Here is a 15,564-nt window from a genome sequence, read left to right as displayed (position 1 = left end):
ATCGTCACCGCGTCACCAACTCGCGATAGACGGCGTGCGCGCCAACCAGATCGTCGTGGGTGCCCTGGCCCTGGATCCGCCCCTCGCTGATGAGGATCACCCGATCGGCGGCGGCCAACAGGGCGGGGCTGCTGGTCAAGACGATCGTCGTCCGGCCGTTGGCGGACCTGAGCCCGCGGATGCCGTCGGCGATCGCCTGCTCGGTGACCGCGTCGACCGCCGTGGTGGGGTCGTGCAGCACGAGGACGTCGGGATCGGCGGCGAGTGCGCGGGCCAGGGTCCACCGCTGGCGTTGACCGCCGGACAGGCTGGCGCCGCGCTCCACCACGGGGTGGTCGAGTCCGTCCTGGTAGAGCGCCATGACATCAAGGGCGCAGGAAGCCGCCAAGGCTCGGTCGATGGCAGACCCGTCGCCGGGGGCGCCGGAGAGGGCCAGGTTGGAGCGCAGTGTTCCGCTGAAGAGGTCACCGTGATGGTGCTCGACGAGCAGCGTTGCACGCCGCCGGCCGTACGGGATTTCGCCGATGCTGCTGCCGTTCACCCGAACCGCGCCGAGTTCGGCTGCTCGCTCGTGTCCGGAGAGCAGGTCCATCACGGCGGTGGCGTCGCGCGAGTCGGCAGCCAGCACGGCGACGAACTCGCCCGCAGCCACGTCCAGTGACAGTCTGCGCAGACCGCCGTGCCGGGCATCGCGGACGGTCACGGTGCCGGGAGCGGCGTGGTCCCGCGGCGAGGGCGTCAGCGGCGCCCGGTGTCGCGCCGGTGCGGCCAGCACCGTGGCCACTCGGTTGGCGGAGGCGCGGGCTTCTGCCACCGAACTCGGCATCATCGCCAGCACCTCGAACGGTTCGACCAGAAACTGCGCCAGACCGATGACGGTGATCAGCTGTCCGAGCGTGAGGTCGCCGGACAGGGCGAAGTATGCGGCCGCCAGGGCGACCGCCATGGCCGTCAGTGCGCCTGCGGCTGCCGCGGCACCCGCGTGCGCGCTCTCCAGCCGGGTGGCGCGCAGAGTCGCGGCCAGTGAGCGCCGGCTGGCCAGCCGGTACCGCGCGGCCGCGTTCTGCTGGGCGCCGATGCCCTGCAGCGGGCGGTGTCCGCTGATCAGGTCGGTCGCCAGGGCGGTTGCCCGGCCGATCTCGGCCTGCTGGTCCTCCACCCGGGCGGCGATCAGGGGAGCAGTCAGTTGCAGGCCCGCCATCACGATGGGGACACCGATGAGCACCATCAACCCCAGGGGCAGATCGATGGTCAGCAGAACTGCGCCGCACGCGACCGTCGCGACCAACGCGCCGACGAGGCGCGGCACATAGTCCAGCAGGTAGGCGGCTTCCTCGGCGTCGGTTGACGAGATCGACAGCAACTCGCCGGACTTGTAGTCGGTGCGGATGCCCAGGGGATCAAGGATCTTGCGGCTCAACTCGACACGGAGCAGATGTCCCTCGTGCGCGATCGCGGCCATCAGTAGGCGCGCGCCGAACCGATACACCACCGTGAGCACCACAAACAGCACGGCCAGCGCCGCAACCCACAGCAGGATCTGCGGTATCGACCCGGTGGCGACTGCCCGGTCGACGATGATGCCGATCAGCACCGGCACCGATACCTCACACAATTGGTGGGCAGCGATGAGAACAGATCCGCTGCTCAGCCGCCGCCAGTTACGGGTGACTGCCCGGCGCAGCACGCCACCGCCGGTCCAATTGACGTTTACGTCAGGCGAATTCGCGGTCAATTCCGCGAAATCGCATCGGCGGCATGGGCTGCGGACTCTTCCATCCGCTCTCGCAGCGACCGAGGGCGCATATCGGTCCAGTTCTCGTCCACGTAGCGCAGCGCGCTCGCCCTGTCGGTGCCGTCCGGGCCCCCGTAGACGGTTTGCCACCCTGCCGGCACGTCGGCGAACGTCGGCCACAGCGAGTACTGCTCCTCGCCGTTCATCAGCACCAGGAAGCGGCCGTTCTCGTCATCAAAAGGATTGCTGGACATGAGTTCCCTTCGTTCGTCGAGGCCCCTGCTCGGCCGCGGGTGCGTGAGACATGTTGGGGCCTGCCACGACCGGAAGGCATGCTATCAAAGGGAAGGCTAACCACAGTGGGCTAGCTTGAACCTGGGAGGTTGCTGTGCGTGTAGCGATGTTCGGTTATCAGACGTGGGGACACCGAACGCTTGAAGCCCTGTTGAAGTCACGGCACGAGGTGTGCCTGGTGGTCACGCACCCCACGAGCGATCATGTCTACGAATCGATTTGGGCCGACTCGGTGGAGGGTCTCGCGCGTGACCACGGTATCGAGGTGTTCCTCGCGAAGCGACCATCGCCCGAGTTGGTGGATCGGGTCTCTGCTTTGGCACCCGATGTGATGGTCGCCAACAACTGGCGAACCAAGCTTCCGAAAGAACTGTTCGGCATTCCCCGTTTCGGAACCGTCAATCTCCACGACTCGCTGCTGCCGAAGTTCACCGGCTTTTCACCAGTGATCTGGTCATTGATCAGCGGTGCCAGCCACACCGGCCTGACCGCGCACCTGATGGACGACGAACTCGACACCGGGGCGATCCTGGTGCAACGCGCGGTGGAGATCACGCCGGCCAGCACCGGGACGAGCCTGGTCTTCGACACGCTGGACCTGGTGCCCGAAGTCCTGGAAGAGGCGCTCGACGGCCTGGAGTACGGTACCGCCTCCCCGGTGGCCCAGGATCTCGCGCAGCGCACCTTCTTCCACAAGCGGTCCGACCGCGACAGCCTGGTGGACTGGAATTGGCCCGCTGCCGACATCGAGCGGCTGATCCGCGCGCTGTCAGACCCATATCCGAACGCGTACAGCTACTTTCGCGGCGAGCGTATCCGACTGATCTCCGCACACGTGTCGCGGTGCGCCTATGGCGGCACGCCGGGCCGGGTGTTCATCGAAGAGGACGGCGGCATGGTGATCGTGGCCGGGTCCGACGCCTACCGCGGCCGGTCGCCGGGGCTGGTGCTCGATGTGGTGCGCACCGACGACGGGGTCGACCGGCGCGCCGTCGACTACTTCGGCCGAGGCGGGGGCTATCTCACCTCCGACTGAGATGCGGAGACGCGCGCGGCGCGATCAGCGGTGTGCCGGTCTCCGGGTCTGCGATGATCTGGCAGCGCAGGCCATAGACATTCTCGACCAGGTCGGCGGTGATCACCGTCGCCGGGTCACCCTGGGCCACAATGCGTCCCGCCGCCATGACCACGATCTCGTCGGCATACCGGCACGCGTGATTGAGGTCGTGCAGAACAGCGACGACGGTGTGGCCGCGCTCGCGGTTGAGCATCGCGAACAGATCGAGGAGTTCCACCTGGTGGGCGATGTCGAGGTAGGTGGTGGGCTCGTCGAGGAGCAGTAGCGGTGTCTGCTGGGCGAGCACCATCGCCACCCAGACCCGTTGGCGCTGACCGCCGGAGAGCTCATCGACCAGCCGGCCCGCCAGTTCGGTCACCCCGGTACACCGCATGGCCTCGGCAACGGCGGCCTGGTCGTCGGCCGACCACTGGCGCAGAAGTCTCTGGTGCGGGAAACGCCCCCGCGACACGAGGTCGGCGACGGTGATGCCCTCGGGGGCGATCGAGGACTGGGGGAGAAGGCCCAGCCGACGGGCCACCTCCTTGGTATGCAGTGTCGTGATATCGGCGCCGTCCAGGATGACCTGCCCCGCCGAGGGTTTCAGTAATCGGGCCAGGCCGCGCAGCAACGTGGACTTGCCACATGCGTTGGGGCCGACGATGACGGTGATCCGTCCGTCGCGGACGTCGACGGACAGCTCCGTGACGATCGTCGTGTCGTCGTAGCCGATGGACAGTTCTGAGGCTTGCAGCCGCGCGTCAGTCATGGGGCTTCTTCAGTCGGATCATCGGCGCCGGGCCTGCGTGATCAAGAGGTAGATGAGGTAACTGCCACCCAATGACACGGTCACCGGGCCGACAGGTATTTCGTTGTCGCCGAACAGCCGTTGGGCGATGACGTCACAGACGAGCAGCAGCACGGCACCCATCGCCGCGGCGGGGACCAGCGCGACACCGGGGCTGGCGGTGAGCCTGCGGGCCAGCTGCGGTGCGGCCAGCGCGATGAACGCGATCGGCCCGGCCGCGGCGCAGGCGAGTGCCACCATGCCGACCCCGACCACAAGGTATCCGATGCGCGCCCGGTCGGGATGTACGCCGAGTGCTCCTGCGGCGTCGTCGCCGAGTTGGAGGACGGGCAGCTGAGGGCCCAGTGCGAGGAGCGCCGCCGCCAACACCGCCAGGCACGCCGCCATCGGCACGACCTGAGACCACGACATGCCGCTCAGCGAACCCTGCTGCCACACAACGGCGGTGACAGCGGCGCGGTGGTCGAGTTTGATGACGATCCACTGGTTGACCGAATTCAGTACCGCGCTGACGCCGATGCCGACCACGATGAGCCGATAGCCCGCGAGTCCGTTGCGATAGGACAGGGCGTACACCACCATCGCGGTCACCAACCCGCCCGCCAGGGCGCCGCCGGCGATCGCGTAGTACCCACCGCCGACCGTCACCATGATGGCCAGCGCGCCTGTGTAGGCCCCGACATTGATCCCGATGATGTCGGGGCTGCCCAGCGCATTGCGGGTCAACGCCTGAAAGATCGCGCCGGATACGCCGAACGCCGCCCCGACGAGCAGTGCCATCAGCATGCGGCTCATCCGCCAGTCCAGAACCACCACGCGGTCGAACGAGGTGTTGGCGCCGGTCAGCACCGCCAGCACATCCCACGGTGCGACGTGATACTTGCCGAACCCGATGGCGATGACCGCGAGCACCAGGGCCCCGATCGACAACGCGGACACCACGCACACCGCGCGCAAGGATGCGCGCACGGCCACCGTTCCGACGCGGAGCACGCACTGACGCCGGCCGAAGTCCACGGCGGGGACGCTCATGTGCGGTCCGCCCCTCGCTTGCGGATGAGCCAGATCAGCACCGGTGCGCCGATGAACGCGGTCACGATGCCGGCGGGGAGCTCAGCGGGCGGGATGACCACGCGGCCGACGATGTCGGCAGCCAGAAGCAGGGCGGGAGCGACGACCACCGCGTACGCCAGGATCCAGCGCCAGTCAGGGCCGGTGAACCTGCGCACCGCGTGCGGCACCATGAGGCCGACGAAGCCGATCGGCCCGGCGCCTGCGGTCGCGGCGCCGGCAAGCAGTGTGACGGCCACCAGGCTGAGTACCTGGGTACGAACCACGTTGCCGCCGAGGCTTTTCGCAAGTTCGTCGCCGAAGGCGGTGACGTTGAGTGAGCGGGAGACCGTCAGGCACAGCACGGCGCCGACCGCGATGAACGGGCTGATCGCCAGCGCCACGTCGAGGGGGCGGCCGTCGAGTGCACCGGAGTCCCAGAACCTCATGTTGTCGAAGGCACGGGGATAGCGCAACCGCACCGCGTAGCCGAATCCCTCGAGTACCGCGGCCACGGCGACGCCGGCCAGCAGAACGCGCACGGGGGTGACGGTGGCGCGTCCCGCGATGCCCACCAGATACACCGCTGCCATCGCGAACAATGCGCCCGCGAACGCGAACCAGATGTAGGTCCAAATTCCCGACAAGCCGAGGAAGGCGATCGCGCACACCACGAAAAGTGCTGCCCCAGAATTGATTCCGAGTATCTCGGTGTCGGCGAGCGGATTCCGCCCCACCGCCTGGATCAGGGTTCCGGAGAGGCCGAGCGCGAGCCCGACCAGCAATCCCAGCACCGTCCGGGGAATGCGGAGATCGTGGACGATCCACTGATCGCCGACGTCCCGGTAGTGGGTGACCGCCTGCCACACGGTGGACAGCGACACGTTCTCGGTGCCGACGGCGAGGCTGGCCACACACACCAGGCACAGCACCATGGCTGCCACGGCCAGACCGACGGCCCTGCTGCGCGGGGTCGGTCGCCGTGCGACGGGCGTCGAGGGAGCCTCAGCCTGGGTGGTCACCGGGTCAGAGGCCGATCCGCTCGCAGGCTTCGTCGAACTCCTCGAACGCCACCTTGTCTTCTTTACCGTCGGTCAGCGCGCGCTCGTACACGGCGAGGACGTCGTCCTGCACCTCGGCGAACCTGGCGTCCCAGGCCTCCGAATCCTGCCGCCAGTATCCGGTGATGTCGTACTGGTCGATCGTCCACCCGAGTCCCCGGAGGTGCTTGCGCACAGCCCGGGACTCGGCGGCCTCTCCGGCGAACCAGCAGTAGCCGCGCCCGGCACGCATCTCCAGTTCGGTGACCGCACGTGCGAGTGTGCTTGGGCCGTGCCCGTTTCCGGTGCCGACGCTGGTGATCAGCGCAATGCCCGGACGCTTCGGCAGGTAGTCGAGGTCGTCGGTCCCGGCGACCTCGGCGATCAGGGTCGTCGCGGTGGCCTCGGACATCTCTTCGAGGATGCGCGCAGTCGCCGGCAGTCCGGACAAGTCGGTGACCAGCAATTGCCAGTCGGTGTCCGGCCCGGGCCGGTACCACGACCTGGCGTGATCGAGGCCGACCCGGTCACCGGGCCGGGTGGTCGACGCCCAATCGGTCCCGGGGCCGGCGTCGTGCAGCACCACGTCGACGGTGATGCGGTCGCCGTCGTGACGGCGGACCGAGTAGTTACGGCCCTCGGATGAGTCCGTCTCGTCCGAGGCTGACCCCGCAAAGTAGATGCCTACTGCGGAGTCACCGGCGCGTTTGACGTCGAGCGCGGCGGGATCGTCGACGTGCAGCACGATCCGCTGCAGGCGGGCACTCAGCCGGGCGGTCTCGACCACAGAGGCATACGAGAACGACACCTGGGCGAGGTTAGCCTAAACACATCCGCTCACGGAGATCCGCCTGCCGACGTTGGCGCAGACCGTCACGTTCGGTGGTGGCGGCGGGGGAGGTGGTGGCGGCGGCGCGGCGGCGTAATCCTCGGGCAGTGGGGCGTACTCCGCCGGCGGCGGCACCCACGGCGCGATGGCGTCGGCCAGGTTGCCGCAGGCGTTGACAGAGACATGGCGTCCACCGACCGAGCCGCAGACATCCGCGACGGCCTGCGGTGACGGGGCCAGGACGGACAGTCCGACGGTGATCGCACACAACCCGATCGGAGCCACAACGCGGAGGGTCCACACGACCGGGATCGTACCGCCGGAACAGTCCGCTGACCGGCGAAAGCGCATGTCCCCCGTAGTCCGGCGTCGTCGAACTACACTCGGTCCGGGCGCGCAGGTCGCCCGATGTCCGCTCGAAGAGGCTCAGCCTCCCTGCTGATCGACCATCGTCGCCGACCTCTTCTCGGCCCGATCTCGCGGACACCGGGCGTACGAGAGGAGGCCGTCATGGCCAGCACGTTGCCCGACAACCCGTCACTGGATCATCTCCGCGCCGAGGCCCGCACGCTGCAGCGGGAGGTGGCGGTCGCCGCCCCCGATGCCGTGGACGCTGTCCGTCGGCATCACCCGCGAGCGGAGCTCGCGCTCACGAAGGACAGGTTCGCCCTGCACGACGCGCAACTGGTCGTCGCTCGCCGGTACGGCTTCTCCGGCTGGTCCGCCCTCGCGCAGTATCTCCGGGCCGCAGCCGCCCTCAGCGTGGATCCGGCACGCTTCGACGAACGTGCGATGTCGGGGCCCGACCGGTTCTGCGCGCTCGCGGTGTTGCGCTACACCGACGACGATGCACCGCCGCGGTGGGCGTCCGCCGCGCGAATGTTGAGCGCCGAACCCGGACTCGCCGACGCCCACGTATGGGCGGCTGCCGCCGCCGGCGACCCGGACGCGTTGGCGCGCCATCTGACTCAGTGCGAGGACGTGAATGCCGCTGGGGGACCGTTCGGATGGGCTCCGCTGCTGTATCTGTGCTACTCCCGCGTCGACGTCCACCGCACCGCAGACCAACTTCTCACTGCAGCAACGCTTCTCCTCGATGCGGGAGCCGATCCGAACGCGGGGTACCTGTGGCGCGGAATGTCCACGCCGTTCACGGCGCTCACCGGAGCGTTCGGCGAGGGGGAGCAGGGGGCTCGGCGACAGCCCCGCCACCCGCACTGCTCCGAGCTGGCGGCGCTCCTGCTCCGGCGCGGGGCCCACCCGGTCGACCAGCAGTCGCTGTACAACAGGATGTTCCGGCCCGACAATTCGCACCTGGAGCTGCTCTTCGCGCACGGGCTGGCCGATGCCGCACCGAGTCCGTGGGAGCGCAGACTGGGCGGGGCGATGGAGTCCCGCGCGCAGATGTGGCGGCGGCAGGTCGACTGGGCCGCCGCACACGGGTTCGCCGAGCGTCTCGACCTGCTGGCACGTCACGGAGTGGACGTCGCGGGAGCGCAAGTGCGCATGGCCGAGCTGCCCGATGATGTGAACGCCCTCGACCAGGACGGTGCCACGGCGTTGCACCACGCCGCGTGGAGCGGTGACATCGGGCTCATCCGCCGGCTGCTCGACGCGGGAGCGGATCCGTCGGTCACCGACCGCAGGTTCGACGCAACTCCGCAGGGCTGGGCCCAGTACGCGTACCAAACGGAGGCCGCCGACCTGCTCGGCGCGGTTACCGAGCCTCGGTCGTGAGCCAGGCGCGCGCAGCGACGAGTTCGGGCACCAGCGTCTCGGTGAGGAGTGCGACGTCGTCCTCGGAGTCGCGCGGGTAGCGCACGCAGTATTGAGCGCCTGCGACGTCGCCCCCGACGCCGACGACGGTGCTGCCGCGGGCGGTGGTCCAGTCCGCCAGTTGCGCTTCCCACGGCGACCCGGCGAACACCAGCAGCCGGTAGTCGGTGGTCTTGGTCAGGTAGACGTCGACGTGGCTCCAGTCGCCGGTCTCGCAGCCGACGGCGGGCCGCCGAGGACCCTCTCGGAGCATGAGCGCGCCCTGCTGTGCCGAGCACAGCCGATGCGCCGGCGCCGCAAGATGGGTCCCTGTCGGTCCGAGGAGACGTTCGGAAACCGCGGGGCCCCAGTCCGATTCGGTCTCAAGCAGGTGCGCCGAAGCATCCGCGGCTGCATCGACCGTCGCTGCCAGCGCGGCCGAGTCGGTTCCGCTCAGGTGACACTCCAGCGCCATCAGCAGCGCGAGTGTGTGCTGGTAGCTGCGGCACGCGACACCACCCACCTCGGGTTCGGCGGCGAGCGCGACAACGGCACCGGTGGCTGCGGCGATCGCAGAATTCGGGGTGTTGGTCAGTGCGACGGTCGTGGCGGTGGCAGGCAGCCTGCCCAGCGCGTCCAGTGTCTCTGCGGAACCGCCACTGGCCGATGTCGCCACCACCAGTGTTCCGGGACCCCACGCCGGCAGCAGCCGGGAGGATGCCAGCTCCGACGCGACGACCATGCCGCGCGCCCGCATCCGCGCGGCCGCCACGCCCCCGGCGTACGCCGAGGAGCCCATCCCCAGCAGCACCACGCGTTCGGTGTCGGCCGGTACCACTGCCGCCCAGGGGTTCGTCGCCGCCAGGGCGACGGCCAGTTGTCGCAGCGTCTCCGGCTTCCGCTGCAGGTCGCTGAGGAATCCGTCCGGCTTCACGTCTCGGTCCTATCGTCGAGGAGGGCGGGCAGGGCTGCGTCGGGCACGTACATCCAGCGGGGAAGATGCGTTTCGGCATAGACGATCTCGCGCATCACCTGTTGTATGCGCAAAGCGCGGAGAGGGCGAGGGTCGAACAGATCGGCGTGGCCGAGTTCGCCGAGGCGGCGCCGATACTCGGCGAGGAAGCGGTCCCGCGTCGAGGTGTCCACCGCGGCCAGCGCTTCGGCATCCAGCACGGAGTACTTGCGCGCGACGATGGACACGTGTGCCAGCGACTGGATCATGCCCGCGACGTCGAGGACCGCGGGAATCGGCAGGATCCGTCGTGCCGCGGGCAGCACCGGGTTGCCGTCGAAATCGGTCACGACGAAGCGGTCGGTGCTGCGCAGCACCTGGCCGACGTGCAGGTCCCCGTGACCGTCGATCAGCGGCGTCCCCGCGAGGTCACCGAGAACCTCCAGCGCACCGACCACTTCGTCGCGCCGGTCGCGCAGTATGCCCGCGCTGACGGAATCGCCTATGGTGCCAACGGTTTCGAGGAGGCCGAGGGCGTCATCACGCCAGCGGCCGGCGTCCGCGGCGGAGGCGACGGACGCAGTGCCCGACAGTGCGGCGTGCAACTCGGCGATGAGCGCACCGACCTCGCCTGCCGCCGTGGCTGCGGCGGGGCCCCCGCCCAGCGCCGAGGCTGTCACCAGATCGACAGCCCAGGTCCAGCCGTCGACCGCGCCAGGCAGGTATTCGTCGACGTAGGCGGCCAGCGTCTCGGGGGCATCTGGCGGATGCCAGGTGATCAACCCCCAGGGCGTCGGCATGCCGGTGAACCCGGCGTTGCGCAGCGCGGTGATCCGCGCCGGGGCGGGATGCGGCCCGTCCTGCAGGTGCGTCGCCCACTTCACCACGGCGGTGCCGCCGACGATCACCGATTCGTTGGTCTGATCCACCCCCATCGGTTGTTCGCCCGCAGCGGCCCGCGTCGCCCACGCTCGTATCGTGAAGTTGCCCACGGTCCGCGACCCAGGCTGTGCCGCAATGACATCGAGCAGCGCCTCGGCCGCTCCGTCACCCACCGTGGCCCGCCGCCACCGGTGGCCGTCGGACACCATCGGCACCGCGGCCAGCTTTCCATTCTCGGTGATGATCGACAGCCGGCTGTCGCTACCGAGATCGAGGGTGTCCAGAACGTCAGACAACCGACGTCCGGTGCGTCAGGCCGACCCGCTCGATCACGTCGGCACCCACTCGCAGTCCGTCGCGGGCGCGCACGGCATCCCCGATGGCGGAGAGTCGTTCACGCAGCGCGGTGTCGGCGAGCAGGCGATCCACGGCGCCGGTCAGTTCTGCGTCGTGAAAGCCGTAGGTGTCGAGGCGGATACCGAAGCCGAGCTCATCGATGCGCTGCGCGTTCTCATACTGATCCCAGAACAGGGGCAGGACGATCAGCGGCTTTCCGAAATGCAAGGTCTCGGTGACCGTGTTGTTGCCGCCGTGCGAGATCACCAGATCGACCTGCGGGATGACCTTGGTCTGCGGCAGCATCTGTGCTCCGACCATGTTGGCCGGCAACGTAATACGATCGGCCTGCGGCCCTTTGCTGACGATGAACCGGTGCCGGGTGGTGCCCAGGACGTCGACCAGCCGCTGCATCAGGCCGACGTCGGCGCCGCCCAGTGAACCGAGCGACAGGTAGATCAGCGCGCTGCCCTCGGGGCGCTCGGCGACTTCGGTGGGTACGACGTACTCCTCATCGGTCTCGCGCACGCTGGAGTCCATCCTGGTCCAGCTTGCATCCAGTGGGCGGACGTCCAGATAGTCGGCCTCGGCGGGATAGACGTAGAGGTTGGCCGCGGTGGTGCGCGGCATGAATTCCAACTCGGGAAGGGGTGCCGCTCCTTGCGCCTGCACCCACGCGTCGAAGTCTGTCCACATCGCGCGATGGGTGCGGTCGAATTCCGCGCGGTAGGAGTCCCATTGGCCGGGATCAGCGCTCGGCAGTCCCGAAAAGGGCGGCGGGACGCCGGGTCCGGGGACTTCGAGCGGGCTGCAGGAGACGATCCGCACAAAGGGGACGCCCGCGGTGGCCAGCGCCGGGAAGAGCACCACGTTGTCTTCGACGATGACGTCCGGACGGTGCTCGGCGATGATCTCGCGCAACCTCGGTTCGCAGTACCGTGCGCCGTCGATGAGTGCCTGATAGGTGGGTGCGATGAACGTGGAGAGTTGCTCGACAGTCGGCTTGCGGAACTCCGGTGCGGTCTCGGCGATGAAGTCGGTCCAGAACTTGCCAGGATCCTCGCCCGCGGTCTCGTCTCCGGCGGGCTCGGCGAGATCCACCAGTTCCTCTACGAAGCCGAATGCAGCAAGCTTGCCAGCCCACGAGCTTTCTGCGGCGAAGACGATTCGGTGGCCCCGCTGATGCAGGATCGACGCGAGCCCGATGCACTGATTGGTGGGTCCGTACGCCGATTCCGGCCAGAACATCACCGTCAATTGCCGATTCGCGGTCACGTTGGGTGTTCCCCTTCCGTTGGGAAGCCGTTGGGATCCTGTGCGCTTGTGAACGTAGTCGCTCGTCGAAGACCAAGAGTAATGTCGCCGCTGGATACGACATGGCTGACTGCGCCGGGCTTTCCCGCTGTCCGCCTGGCTCGTGTTCATTGAAACTCTGAATCTTCCTCTGTCACTTGGGTTTCTGTGGTCACAGGGGTTGTCCTGTGTCACAGGTTCGCGGTCGGGTTTGTCGGTGGGTCGAACTAGTGTTCGATGCATGGATGGGGTGTCGGAGGCGGTCGCGACCATCGGCGAGCAGCTCGCCGCTCTGACCAAAGCCTGCGACGAGCTGTCCCACCGCGAACTGGTTGCGCTGCTGGCGGAAGTAACCACGGTGATGCGGTCGGTGCCCGCGCTGGAACATCGCATCCTGGCCCGGCTGACCGCCGAGACCGAACCCTGCCGGTTGGGGGAGAAAACCTGGCCCGCAGTCCTGACCACGGCGCTGCGGATCACCAGCGCCGAGGCCAAACGCCGCATCGCCCGGGCCAAAGTACTGGGCCCACGCCGGAGCTTCACCGGCGAGCCGTTGCCGCCGCTGTGGGAATCGACCGCCGCAGCCCAAGCCCGCGGCGAACTCGACGTCGAACATCTGGAAGTGATCGAGCGGTTCCACAAAGCGTTGCCGTCCTGGGTGGATGTCGACACCCGCGCCGCGGCTGACGCTCAGCTGGCTGAGTTGGCGGCGGGGTTGACCCCGGAGACTCTTGATGCTGCTGCGAGGCGGTTGGTGGCGTGTATCGATCAGGACGGCCCTCCACCAAGCGAGGCCGACCGTGCCCGCCGGCGCGGAGTCCGGTTCGGGCCGCAACAATCAGATGGCTACAGCACTATCAGCGGCTGGGTGTCGGCCCAACTGCGCGCGGTGATGGAAGCGATCTTCGCCAAAGAAGCCGCCCCCGGACACAACATCCCCGACGAGGAACCCAACACCGACACCGACGTGCCTCAGGCCGAGGCCGATACGCCCGAGGCCGAGCCTGACGTGCCTGATGCCAACATGCCTCAGGCCGAGGCCGCACCTGCGGACAACAAGGACAGGTGTCCCGATCCCCGCCGCACCGATACCCGCACCGCGGCCCAGCGCAATCACGACGCCCTGCTCGCCCTGGGGCGCCGGGCGCTGGAATCCGGCGTTTTGGGCAGCCAAAACGGGTTGCCCGTCACCGTCATCGTCTCGACGACGCTGCAGGAGTTGGAAAAAGGCGCCGGCGTCGCGGTCACCGGCGGCGGCTCGCTGCTGCCGATGCCGGATCTGATCCGGATGGCCGCCCACGCGCATCACTACCTGTATGTCTACGACCAGCACACCGGCCAGTCCCTGTATCTGGCGCGGACGAAACGGCTCGCCTCCGCGGCGCAGCGGATCGTGCTGCATGCGCGCGACCGCGGCTGCACCCGCCCGGGCTGCAGCGCACCGGGATATTGGTGCCAAGCCCACCACGCCGTCACCGACTGGATCGAGGGCGGGCAGACCAACGTCGACGACATGACCCTGGCCTGTCCCCAAGACCACCGCATGCTCGACACCACTCAATGGCGTACCCGCAAGAACACGAAGAACCAGACCGAATGGCTGCCACCACCCGACCTCGATACTGGCCAGCACCGGGTCAACGGCTATCACCACCCCGAGCGATACCTCCTACCCGAGGACGACGACGGACCGTGAAAAGTGCTGTGCGACAAACCGGTTGGTTCGGGAATCAGCGTCGCCAGAAGTCGTATCGGTCGCGGCCCGGTTTGAAGCCGGCGTGCTCGACGATGTCCACCGCAAGTTCGAACTGGTCGCCGATCCGCTCGGGACGGTGGGCGTCGCTGCCGAAGGAGACTGCGTCGCCGCCTTCTTCCCACCACCACCGGATCAGCTCGACCGACGCCAGCGGCGAACGCGTGTTGATCTCCAGCGCACGCTCGGAGGCGGCCAGAGCGCGGAACACAGTGCGGTAGTGCTCTTCGAAGTCAGCTTCGCGGAACGCGCCTGCCCGTTCCTCCGGCCAGTACCGGCGCGGGTAGTCGCAGTGGGCCAGCACGGTGAACACGTCGGATACCTCGACCAGCGTCACCATGTCGGTGAAGTAGCGGTCCATCAACTCGTGCGCATCGAGTCGACCGAACAGCGCGGCATCGACCGATTCCAGCGTGCCCTGCAACGGAATCGCGTGCAGGCTGCCGAGCACCCGGTCGAACACGCCCGCGCCGAGCACGGACGCGACACTGGCCGGGAAGTAGTGTGGCTCACCGGCTTCGATGCCGGACAGGATGCGCAGCTGCGGGAACATGTCGCGGCAGCGAGCGATGTCCGCGGAGTATCCGGCGATATCGAGTTCGGCAACCCCGGGCCGTTCGCCGACCTCCAGCGATCCCGAGTGGTCACCCGCCGCCCAGTCGGTGAAGTCGACGTGTTCGGTGAAGGTGACAGCCGGGATACCTCGCTGGATCGCCGCGCGGCACTCACGCTCCATGGTCGAGGTGTCGGCGGTGTCCCACGACCATCGGGAATGGACGTGGTTGTCAGACGGCAGCATCAACCCTGCAGCGCCTCTTCCTTGATGCGGTCGAACTGCGCCGCCATCGCCTCAGCCAGGGCGGTGGCACCCGAGAGCGGTCGCACCATCACCATGAAGTCGTCGATCAGACCGTCGTCGTTGATGTGCAGAAAATCGCAGCCGGTGACCTTCTTGCCGGCGACCGTGGCCTCGAACACCAGCGCGTGGTCGCGGCCGCCACTGTCGGCGATCTCGCGGACGTAGCGGAAGTCCTCGAACACCCGCATCACGCCGCGCAGGATCGCGGCAGTGATCGGTTTACCCGGGTACGGCGTGAACGCCACCGGGCTGGTGAACACCACATCGTCGGCCAACAGTGCTCCCATCGCGGTGTGGTCCCGCGCCTCCACGGCCTGCCGGAAAGGATGCATCGCACACCTCGTATCGCGTCGGGGCCTGGCACCTGCGCCTGCCCGGTGCCATGACGGTAGCGCGTCGCCCCGCCGCCGTCAGACGGGCTCAGCCGCACACCGGGTCAGTCGACGTCAGCGTCGGTACGACGTTCGGCGAGCGCCGCGAGCCGCCACGTCGCTTCGCGGTTGCGGGGAAAGATGGCGGCCAAAGATACCGAATCCGGCAGCCAGCTCATCGGAGCGGTGATCGGTACCTCGGCCATCTCGATCACGCAGCCGCCGTCGTCGAGGTCTGACAGCCGCAATGTGATCCGCGCCTTGCCGAAGGGCCTGGTGTTCGCGATCAGAACGAGCTCGTGCTCGGGGATGCTCGACTCGACGACGGTGCTGTCGTTGATGACGGCGGGCCACACCCCGATCGAGTGGTGGATGGTGCTGCCGGGTTCCGGCCAGTTCGGGTCAACGGCGCGAATCCGGCTGTTGCCGACCACCCACTGGGAGTATGTCCACCCATCGGCCAACACAGACCACACGCGCTGACGCGACGCACGAGTGTCCCGCCGCACGATCGGCGACTTGGCGATGTCAGCTGGTTCTGCGTTCATCT

At 68.2% G+C, this 15,564-nt stretch carries 16 protein-coding genes; 3 read left to right on the top strand and 13 right to left on the bottom strand.

Annotation, left to right across the window (positions count from 1 at the left end; all coding sequences use genetic code 11):
* Window positions 1-4: 4 nt before the first annotated feature.
* On the bottom strand, window positions 5-1,687 hold the full coding sequence (locus tag EL337_RS16125) for an ABC transporter ATP-binding protein (protein WP_232786850.1): 1,683 nt from the start codon (window positions 1,685-1,687) through the stop codon (window positions 5-7).
* 44 nt (window positions 1,688-1,731) lie between these two features.
* Window positions 1,732-1,989, bottom strand: a complete 258-nt coding sequence (locus EL337_RS16120) for an MbtH family protein (protein WP_048633694.1) — start codon at window positions 1,987-1,989, stop codon at window positions 1,732-1,734.
* Between the two features lie 134 nt (window positions 1,990-2,123).
* Here EL337_RS16120 and EL337_RS16115 point away from each other — a divergent pair, with 134 nt between their 5' ends.
* Complete coding sequence (locus EL337_RS16115; protein WP_048633695.1) at window positions 2,124-3,065, top strand: methionyl-tRNA formyltransferase; 942 nt, start codon at window positions 2,124-2,126, stop codon at window positions 3,063-3,065.
* Here the strand turns inward: EL337_RS16115 and EL337_RS16110 are convergent.
* Genes EL337_RS16110 through EL337_RS16090 form a run of 5 tightly spaced genes read right to left on the bottom strand, consistent with a single transcriptional unit; the run spans window position 3,052 to window position 7,116 of the window.
* Complete coding sequence (locus EL337_RS16110) at window positions 3,052-3,855, bottom strand: ABC transporter ATP-binding protein (RefSeq protein ID WP_126316602.1); 804 nt, start codon at window positions 3,853-3,855, stop codon at window positions 3,052-3,054. The genes EL337_RS16115 and EL337_RS16110 overlap by 14 nt on opposite strands.
* Before the next feature lie 18 nt (window positions 3,856-3,873).
* Window positions 3,874-4,926, bottom strand: a complete 1,053-nt coding sequence (locus tag EL337_RS16105) for a FecCD family ABC transporter permease (RefSeq protein ID WP_048633697.1) — start codon at window positions 4,924-4,926, stop codon at window positions 3,874-3,876.
* Entirely contained in the window at window positions 4,923-5,966 is a 1,044-nt protein-coding gene (locus tag EL337_RS16100) for a FecCD family ABC transporter permease (protein WP_048633698.1), read from the bottom strand. The genes EL337_RS16105 and EL337_RS16100 overlap by 4 nt, the downstream gene beginning before the upstream one ends.
* Window positions 5,967-5,970: 4 nt before the next feature.
* The gene (locus tag EL337_RS16095; protein WP_048633699.1) at window positions 5,971-6,792 is read right to left on the bottom strand and encodes a siderophore-interacting protein; all 822 of its coding nucleotides are present in this window, start codon (window positions 6,790-6,792) and stop codon (window positions 5,971-5,973) included.
* Between the two features lie 15 nt (window positions 6,793-6,807).
* Window positions 6,808-7,116, bottom strand: a complete 309-nt coding sequence (locus EL337_RS16090; RefSeq protein ID WP_048633792.1) for a hypothetical protein — start codon at window positions 7,114-7,116, stop codon at window positions 6,808-6,810.
* 207 nt (window positions 7,117-7,323) lie between these two features.
* Between EL337_RS16090 and EL337_RS16085 the strand changes: the two genes are divergently transcribed.
* Window positions 7,324-8,550: an ankyrin repeat domain-containing protein gene (locus EL337_RS16085; RefSeq protein WP_048633700.1), complete on the top strand. Its 1,227-nt coding sequence runs from the start codon at window positions 7,324-7,326 to the stop codon at window positions 8,548-8,550.
* On the opposite strand, the gene EL337_RS16080 is transcribed toward EL337_RS16085, so the two are convergent.
* From EL337_RS16080 to EL337_RS16070, 3 genes are read right to left on the bottom strand one after another with little or no spacing between them, the layout of a single operon-like run.
* Entirely contained in the window at window positions 8,531-9,502 is a 972-nt protein-coding gene (locus EL337_RS16080; RefSeq protein ID WP_048633701.1) for an SIS domain-containing protein, read from the bottom strand. The genes EL337_RS16085 and EL337_RS16080 overlap by 20 nt on opposite strands.
* A complete protein-coding gene (locus EL337_RS16075) occupies window positions 9,499-10,698 on the bottom strand; it encodes a glucosamine kinase (RefSeq protein ID WP_232786851.1) in 1,200 nt (399 codons plus the stop codon). Before EL337_RS16075 ends, EL337_RS16080 begins: the two co-directional genes overlap by 4 nt.
* Entirely contained in the window at window positions 10,691-12,013 is a 1,323-nt protein-coding gene (locus EL337_RS16070; RefSeq protein ID WP_232786852.1) for a glycosyltransferase, read from the bottom strand. Before EL337_RS16070 ends, EL337_RS16075 begins: the two co-directional genes overlap by 8 nt.
* A 259-nt stretch (window positions 12,014-12,272) precedes the next feature.
* Between EL337_RS16070 and EL337_RS16065 the strand changes: the two genes are divergently transcribed.
* A complete protein-coding gene (locus EL337_RS16065) occupies window positions 12,273-13,727 on the top strand; it encodes an HNH endonuclease signature motif containing protein (RefSeq protein ID WP_048633703.1) in 1,455 nt (484 codons plus the stop codon).
* Window positions 13,728-13,761: 34 nt separating this feature from the next.
* On the opposite strand, the gene EL337_RS16060 is transcribed toward EL337_RS16065, so the two are convergent.
* The 3 genes from EL337_RS16060 to EL337_RS16050 form a co-directional block, all read right to left on the bottom strand.
* On the bottom strand, window positions 13,762-14,583 hold the full coding sequence (locus EL337_RS16060; protein WP_048633704.1) for a PHP domain-containing protein: 822 nt from the start codon (window positions 14,581-14,583) through the stop codon (window positions 13,762-13,764).
* On the bottom strand, window positions 14,583-14,975 hold the full coding sequence (locus EL337_RS16055) for a nuclear transport factor 2 family protein (RefSeq protein ID WP_048633705.1): 393 nt from the start codon (window positions 14,973-14,975) through the stop codon (window positions 14,583-14,585). The genes EL337_RS16060 and EL337_RS16055 overlap by 1 nt, the downstream gene beginning before the upstream one ends.
* 104 nt (window positions 14,976-15,079) lie before the next feature.
* On the bottom strand, window positions 15,080-15,562 hold the full coding sequence (locus tag EL337_RS16050) for an SRPBCC family protein (RefSeq protein ID WP_048633706.1): 483 nt from the start codon (window positions 15,560-15,562) through the stop codon (window positions 15,080-15,082).
* Between the last annotated feature and the right edge of the window lie 2 nt (window positions 15,563-15,564).

The sequence above is a fragment of the Mycolicibacterium aurum genome (assembly GCF_900637195.1).
In the GTDB taxonomy this organism is placed as follows: domain Bacteria; phylum Actinomycetota; class Actinomycetes; order Mycobacteriales; family Mycobacteriaceae; genus Mycobacterium; species Mycobacterium aurum.
Note: the sequence above shows the minus strand (reverse complement) of the source record. Positions and strands in the feature narration are given on the sequence as shown.

Coding starts and splice junctions, on each gene's coding strand:
- EL337_RS16105 (WP_048633697.1), bottom strand. CDS start 4,926: ATGAGCGTCCCCGCCGTGGACTTCGGCCGGCGTCAGTGCGTGCTCCGC.
- EL337_RS16120 (WP_048633694.1), bottom strand. CDS start 1,989: ATGTCCAGCAATCCTTTTGATGACGAGAACGGCCGCTTCCTGGTGCTG.
- EL337_RS16110 (WP_126316602.1), bottom strand. CDS start 3,855: ATGACTGACGCGCGGCTGCAAGCCTCAGAACTGTCCATCGGCTACGAC.
- EL337_RS16065 (WP_048633703.1), top strand. CDS start 12,273: ATGGATGGGGTGTCGGAGGCGGTCGCGACCATCGGCGAGCAGCTCGCC.
- EL337_RS16085 (WP_048633700.1), top strand. CDS start 7,324: ATGGCCAGCACGTTGCCCGACAACCCGTCACTGGATCATCTCCGCGCC.
- EL337_RS16050 (WP_048633706.1), bottom strand. CDS start 15,562: ATGAACGCAGAACCAGCTGACATCGCCAAGTCGCCGATCGTGCGGCGG.
- EL337_RS16055 (WP_048633705.1), bottom strand. CDS start 14,975: ATGCATCCTTTCCGGCAGGCCGTGGAGGCGCGGGACCACACCGCGATG.
- EL337_RS16060 (WP_048633704.1), bottom strand. CDS start 14,583: ATGCTGCCGTCTGACAACCACGTCCATTCCCGATGGTCGTGGGACACC.